The 7,436-nt window shown below is 44.7% G+C and carries 5 protein-coding genes and 1 pseudogene; 1 reads left to right on the top strand and 5 read right to left on the bottom strand.

The window, feature by feature from the left end; translation table 11 throughout:
- The 4 genes and pseudogenes from MUP17_04420 to MUP17_04405 form a co-directional block, all read right to left on the bottom strand.
- On the bottom strand, positions 1-254 hold a 254-nt coding region (locus MUP17_04420), incomplete at its 3' end, for a hypothetical protein (protein ID MCJ7458217.1).
- Positions 255-737: 483 nt separating this feature from the next.
- Complete coding sequence (locus MUP17_04415) at positions 738-1,034, bottom strand: T9SS type A sorting domain-containing protein (GenBank protein ID MCJ7458216.1); 297 nt, start codon at positions 1,032-1,034, stop codon at positions 738-740.
- Positions 1,035-1,055: 21 nt separating this feature from the next.
- Positions 1,056-2,741: pseudogene (locus tag MUP17_04410) on the bottom strand (multicopper oxidase).
- 274 nt (positions 2,742-3,015) lie between these two features.
- Positions 3,016-3,255, bottom strand: a complete 240-nt coding sequence (locus MUP17_04405; GenBank protein ID MCJ7458215.1) for a hypothetical protein — start codon at positions 3,253-3,255, stop codon at positions 3,016-3,018.
- A 1,037-nt stretch (positions 3,256-4,292) separates the two neighbouring features.
- Between MUP17_04405 and MUP17_04400 the strand changes: the two genes are divergently transcribed.
- Positions 4,293-4,469, top strand: a complete 177-nt coding sequence (locus tag MUP17_04400) for a hypothetical protein (GenBank protein ID MCJ7458214.1) — start codon at positions 4,293-4,295, stop codon at positions 4,467-4,469.
- A 283-nt stretch (positions 4,470-4,752) separates the two neighbouring features.
- On the opposite strand, the gene MUP17_04395 is transcribed toward MUP17_04400, so the two are convergent.
- Positions 4,753-7,050 (bottom strand): SBBP repeat-containing protein, encoded by a 2,298-nt coding sequence (locus tag MUP17_04395; GenBank protein ID MCJ7458213.1) that lies wholly within the window; start codon positions 7,048-7,050, stop codon positions 4,753-4,755.
- Between the last annotated feature and the right edge of the window lie 386 nt (positions 7,051-7,436).

Raw genomic sequence — 7,436 nt, 5'->3', positions numbered from 1 at the left:
ATTAGCCCGGATAGACCTGGATGTATTATCGTTCTTCTCGTGGTGAAATTAACAAAGCCTACCACCGCATTCTTATCTCTCGCCAGTAGAATGTGAGAAGCAGGATCTTTGATCAGGATACGGATGTTCTCAAAAGCCTGTTCAATGTTTAAGCCCTCTGTATTATCCATCGCTTCCAGTAATTCAAGGAGCAATGGTTTAATTAGCGGTATGTCAGCTTCTGTTGCGGGAACAATAGCAATATTGCCTGGCACGTTCTTACTTCTTTCTCGTTAGGCTAATCATTGAATATGTGGCTTACGTATAGCAACCTTCATCTGCTTTGACACTAGAATGAAATCAGGAGCATGGGGCTCCTGACCGACCTGCTAATCACTAATCACTGTATTTCTGGGGTCCCTTACGGGACGATGTTAGAACCTGTTTTATGGTGCCAAGGTAACTTTACACCCATCTTGTTTACACTATTTCTCTACCCCAGCAGGCACAGGGTGTCAAAATATTTTCAGGTTAGCTACGGGGGATTAATTTATGTAATTTATTAAACCAAAAGAGAATGCAAGAGGGGTGAGTTAACATATATTTTGTGAGAGAAAAACCACCCCTCGAAGGTACTCCCTATATCTCATCTGTCCAGCCTAATATACTAACTTTTAAACTGCACCGAACAGAAAAAGCCCCAAGTTATCCTTAACCCGGGGCTTTTCCTCTTTGACTTCAGTACAGTCTTCAGCCGTCTATTTCAGAAGGGTCATCTTCTTGGTAACAGTATTATCACCGGCGTTCAGCTTGTAGAAATATATTCCGCTTGCAACCGAGGAGCCAGATTCATTTTTACCGTTCCAGGTGACAGTATGAGAGCCAGACTCCATTGGTCCTTCGGCCAGAGTCCTGACTTTCTGTCCAAGTATGTTGTATATGGCAAGATTTACCTCTGATTTCTCAGACAGGTAAAAGGAAATATTAGTCTCCGGGTTGAACGGGTTAGGATAGTTCTGATCCAAAGCGAACTTTGTGGGAACAGCCTGAGTCATTGCTTTGGCAAGAGGAGGTGCGAGCATCTTTAACGGACGCATCATATCATTCTCTTCATGCTCAAGAATATGACAGTGCCAGACATATCCTGGACCAACAGTGGCATCAAAAGGAAAAGGAGTACCATTCTGGGATGCAAACCTGATAATTACACGGGTGACCTCTCCGGGGTTCGCCCTAAAAGTATCTTTCCAGCCCATCTCATTTGAGTCAGGAGGAATCGGAGCACCCTGTAAGTACGGTCCCACAGGAAGAGGAGTGTAGGTTGCGTTAGCTGGAACAGGGATTATGGGATTAAGAGCGCTGTATACCTTCATGTACTTGTTTAACTGAAACTTCTGGCGATTCAGAAGCTGAAACTGCACCAGGTGCAGGTGAATCGGGTGAGTATCTGCTGTCAGGTTTATGATCTCCCAGACCTCGGTTGTGCCCACAGTAGGGGTCTCAGTGACTAAAGTATCGCAATACCCTCTTCCATTCAGATACATGCCCGTGGGTCCTCCGGCAGCCGCAACCTCGGTAAGGGTCAAGCTTCTGGTAGCAACACTTGGCGTCAAGGTGGGGATGGTGTTGAGGACCGCTGGAATTACGCTATTGTCTGTACCAGTAAGAGGTACCACCCGAAACTGCATAATCTGAGCCAAAGTCCGTGGGTCTGGCGGTGCGCCTGCCGGATATGGAGCCTTGGCGTTATTGTCCAGTATAAAGGTTGTGCCCACTGGTACACCGGTAAAATCAATGATAAAATCTGCCCGCTCACCTGGCGCGATCACGAGCCTGGGAGAGTTGCCCAACAGAGGGTTGTTAAGCATGACCGGACGTGCCAGGTAGCCACCGTCAGTTCCTATCTGGAAGAAAGCAGGACCGGGCAAGCCGGTAACCGGATTAATGAGTTTAAGACCATAGAAGCGGGCATTCGAGCCATTGAGGAATCTGAACCGATACTTTCTCGGTTCTACATTCAGGAAGGGCCAGATCTTGCCATTGACAACTATAGTATTTCCAAAGAATTCAGGAACCCAGAAAGGATGTATGGTTGGATTGTTTCCCAGGCTTGGATAAGATATGGAACCGTCAATATTAAACATCCGGTCCTGAATGCAGATTGGAACTTCATAGGTGCCAGAGGGGAGATTTGCCGGCTCGTTAGCGGGGTCAGTAATTATGTAATAGCCGGCTAAGCCCATCATCACATTCACCCTATCAACGCCGAGCCCATGGTCATGATACCAGATTGTAGCTGCTTGCTGACTATTCGGATAAGTGTAAATCTGCCCGGGCCAGGCCTTTCCAGTGAGGGCAAACCCGGGGGTAAACCAGGTTTCCGGACCTCCGTCACTGGTGGATTGCACTTCACATCCATGCACGTGCACTGAAGTAGGAACAGGTCCGGTGTATCGGGTCATCACCTCTCCGACGTTGAACGGGTCCGCAAAGCAAAGGGTCTGGTCAACTGCCAGAGGATGCTGAAGAGGATTACCAAGGGAATCGACAAGGTTATTGGTCCACTTCACCTGAATGGACACGCCCCTTGTCGCTACAATTGTAGCTGCAGGGTAACTGGCTGTTGCCTTGCTTGTGCCGTATCCCCAGAGACTGGTTGGAGGGAGTTGAGGGTGAAGCTGTTGAACGATGGGATACATCCCGATCTCATAATAATTAGAGTCTGCTTGTGGCATCGCACCAGGAATGGGCAATGGCTCCATATACTTTGTTAAAGTCCTTGGGTCAAGCGGTAGAACCTGTGCAAATGCAGGTCCGATGACAAATGTCAATATTATGACTATTGACGTCCAGATGAAAAAACTTTTTCTCAACATTGTGAATTCTCCTTTATTTTAATAACGGTTTATTCAAGAAACATTCGTAATATCCTCCTCCCCTCATCCCTTTTCACTTCACTCATAACCACCTCCTTTTAAGAAGATCAGAAAGTTTAAGTCCGTTCAGATTTTTTCAGCTTGATGTCACCTCCTTTGATTAGTTGTTAAAAATACCTTTGTCCACTACTACTTTTCCCTGCTTCTCTGACCACTTGAGAACTGTTCCGTTTGAATCTGCATAAATGGAAAAAATCATCTGCACCGTCGAATCGAGAAGTGTACCATTTGCCTTAGTTAGCTTACCCTGATAGTTTATCAAATGGGGCACCTGAGCAGAAGAATAACAGAACATAACTAACAAAAACCCGAACAAAATAAAAGTTAACCTGGATTTCATCTTTCTTTGCCCCTTCGTCTATAATTTCATTTCTTTGTCCGCTTTTTCTTACAAAAAAAAAGTCAAACAACATCTGCAAACTTCCAAAACAGCTAACATCACCTACCTCTGCAAGGTCCAAGGTTGAATTACTAAGTTGTCAATGATTCTTTCTAAATTGAGGCTCTCTAGTTAGGCAGGATGTCTTAACAGACCCCAATAAATCAATAATAATAACTCTTTTACGACGCTTTGTCTGAATTATTTGGAGTATTTAGATGTTTTTAGTCTTATTTTAGGAAAATCTGCCCAGCCTCCCCATATTTCGGTCCAGTTTAAAGGTTAGTATATTAGGCTGGACAGATGAAGGAAGGTAATATGTGTATGATGTGTGGTTTACACAAATATGTTAGAACCTGTTTTATGGTGCCAAGGTAACTTTACACCCATCTTGTTTACACTATTTCTCTACCCCAGCAGGCACAGGGTGTCAAAATATTTTCAGGTGGCTTCGTCCCCAAATGGACGATTTTCGAACTTTTCTTGCAAGTTTGGAAAACCCATGCCTGATGCTTCGCCCCTATTAGCCTCTATGTAAGCTTCGTAGAATCAACGGATTATACAGTTCCCCCCTATCCAAACAAGAACAGGGGCGCCCATCAGTGTGAGACCACCCAACCCCAAGCCCCTTGTCGGAATACACCATTTGGAGCAAGGAAAAACTTGACCAGTTTCGATTTTTTAGTTGACTTAGCAGAGGGGATTGACTAAACTATATATGTTTATCCACTAATATCATAGATTGGCGTTCTGTAAGCGAGCGTTTAAAGAACGATTTTAGAGGGAGAAGGATTTATGTTTGGGGGAGATCTCAGACACGCAAATCTGCTCATTAATTCCTGCCTTTTTTGGGGATTCTATGGGATGGCAGGGAGGGTTCACAGAGGCCCCCTTTCTGTGAACAGAACCTTTTTTTGGAGTCTTCTGATATCTTTCCCCTTTGAAAAGATCATGGTGGAGGGAATGCTCAAAAAAAGCTATAAGATAAGGAGGAAGCCATGGCCGGAAAACCAACGAAGTATCAAGAACGGATTAGACTCTTGCTTGAGCAAGCAAGAAATGGCAAAATGAGTGCGATGGAGGAGTTGTACAAAAGGTACCACGTAAATGAAATAATGATTAACAATGAACTCGTAAACCTAAAGGAAAGGTTTACGGGATCTGTGACCAGTTAGTAATGAGGTAAATAAGCTGGAGGTCCCCCAAAATGGACGAGTTTAGATCTTTTTTGATATCAGAGAATTGTGATTAAATGCCAAATTGGTTAAGTTCTGTCATTTGGGTGCCTTACGGGACGATGTTAGAACCTGTTTTATAGGTCTAATTTAACTCCCCCCCACCCTGTTTACACTATTTCTGCTTTAATCCACAGGGCGCCAGAAGATTATCAGGTTGGAAAAAGAAAGGGGACAGCTCACAAAGTCTGTCCCCTTGGGTCGTTAAAATTTTCTCAATACTTCAACAGGCAGGTGGTGGTCCACCCTTGAAGAGGTAATTTACGAGGTAAACCACGTCCGAGACTGTTATAGCGGCATCACAATTTACGTCCCCGGCTTCAAACGGAGCAGGTTCTGATCCGCCCTTGAAAAGATAGTTAACCAGATATATAACATCCGAAACAGTTAGCTGTCCATCTGCATTAGCATCTCCAAATTTACCTATTGTTCTGACTACGGGGCCACTATCCGGTGCGGCTATCCAAGGGTTGTAATCAAATTTGATATAAGCTCGATTTTTTATCTGGGTGCCAGAAGGCAATCCCGAATCAGGATTAGCCCAAAAACTTACAAAACCTTCACCTTCAGGCGGATTATGGTTCGGTGGCAGCATTATACTATCACAATGCCAGGTCAAGACTCCTGAAATCGGATCGAAGCTTGCTTGACAGGTATCGGGATGACTCAGAGGACCAATCTGTAAGGTTGACCAATCTAGATTCGCATCCAAGGTGTCCACAATATCTATATAGATTGCCTCAGCGGTAGCACTGCTATCATTCTCAAAAAATATGGTGTACCTTAAGGGTTGATCAGGCATAACATACTTTGCAGTTCCATCGCCCCAGGGCTGAGCCTCTTTATCATTGGGATCCCAGGAGTTTACCACTTCCTCTTGTTCATCGCTCCTGTTGTTCCTGGGATTTTCATCCTTTGAAGTGGTACTAATTTTTGCAGTTCCTTTCAGAACAGTTCCCACCGATATAGACGCAGGGATATAGAATGTTACATTAGCCGAACCTCCTGAGAGTCCTGCTACCGTTCCCAAATTCCAACTTATATCTCGTCCATTCACATTACAGGTGGGACTGCACGATACATACTGAACCTCCTTGGGTAACTTAGCACTCATAACTACATTCTCTGCGTTGTCACCTAGAAGATTCTCGTAAACCACCAGATAGGTTTTCTGAAATCCTGGGCTTGCCCTCCTATCTGCTAAAAGAGAAGCAGAAAGGTCGACCCCAGGAAGAGGCATCATTTGTACGTACTTTATCGTTGCGGTCCCAGTAATGTATATATTGTTAGAGTCATCGACCACTATATCGGAAGCTTCTTCATCGGAGTTGCCAGGTCCATTGTAAGTCACGATCCAATGCTGATATCCGTTCTCGTGATATTTTATGGTGACACAATCATGATTTGTGACAGGCAGAGAATCTTGCCCAATGTATCCGGTGACGTATGCATTGCCCAGCCTGTCAACTGCAATCGCATTTGGCTGTTGCCATCGTGGGTTACTACCCAATCTAGTGTACTGGGACCAAGCCAAGTCTCCGTTAGTACCATACTTCACTGTCATAAACGAGCCGTTACTGCCGGCAGTGCTAAATCCCGTTACGTAGATATTTCCTGCAGGATCCACTGCCATGTCTAGTGGCACCTCGCTACAGCCATGAAAATCAAACCTTCTCACCCAGGCAGTATCTCCGTTAGGATAATACTTTATAGTACCGAAATCCTCCCAATATTCCGGAAATAGTTGGTTAGTTGCACCAGCGACGTAAATGTTGCCGTCAGTATCCGCACCTATCCCCACGGGATAATCCTGGAGATGAATATCTCCATCATACCACCTTAGCCAAGCTGTATCCCCATTAGGATAATACTTTATGGTCGCATAGTCATAGCTTTTTAGTGTATCATATACTGCCGACCCCGTAACACAGACATTTCCAGTGTGATCTACCACAATTGATGTCGCATGAGCAAATCTTCCCCCTGGTCCGATGTATGCCCTTACCCAGACTTCGTTTCCTTCGGCGTCGTATTCCACTGTGGTGAAGTAGCAGATTGTGTAGGCACTATCACTACTTCCGGTCACATAAACCCTGCCATTGGCATCCACAGCTATAGCACTGGGATAATCATTAGAACTAACACCCCTATCATACCTTCTCACCCAAGCAGTATCTCCATTAGGATAATACTTTATGGTTGCAAAATCATATCCGGTACCGTCACCCTCACTTTCTCCAGTCACATAGATATTTCCTCCGTTATCCAGGGCAGTGGCCCGGACCATGTCTCTGCCGTTTCCGGGACCGTTATATGTTCGTAGCCATAGCTCGTTTCCCTCCGAATCATACTTTGTAGTGAAATAGTCGTCCTGATAAGAGCCCGCTACATACACACTCGAATACTGGTCTACAGCAACACGAGATCCTCCTGGTCGAACCCACGCAGTGTCAACTTGCTGGGCAAAACAGGGCAGAGCCCAAAACATAGAAAGAACCAAAAGCAATAGCTTTTTCCTCATAACACACCTCACTCTTTAGACTTTCAAAAAACTTTTCCCCCTCAGTGCTTCAAAAAAAGAACTTTTTACTTTTGCTCTATATTTAAAATAGCCTGATTTTAAACCTTGTCAAGGCAAATAAGTAGTGCAAATGCGTGCATTTAGCAATGTATGCGTTGGGAAGTGTTATTAGAAAACTATCTATGTCAGGAAGTCTTATCCTGGTTGACTTAGTGGAGTCAGGAACGATTCCGGAGGCATAATCAGTGGCTTATTTGGGTGGGTGTGACGGGATTTGAACCCTTTTTGGCACCTCACGCAACTTGTTACGAAATGGGCTATTGCAAAGTTAGACAGAAAGTTCCCCACTTTGTGATAGCCCATCATAACCCATAAAAACCCAAGAT

The sequence above is a fragment of the Candidatus Zixiibacteriota bacterium genome, assembly GCA_022865345.1.
Taxonomy (GTDB): Bacteria; Zixibacteria; MSB-5A5; order MSB-5A5; family RBG-16-43-9; genus RBG-16-43-9.
This window is presented reverse-complemented; position numbering and strand designations above follow the sequence as displayed.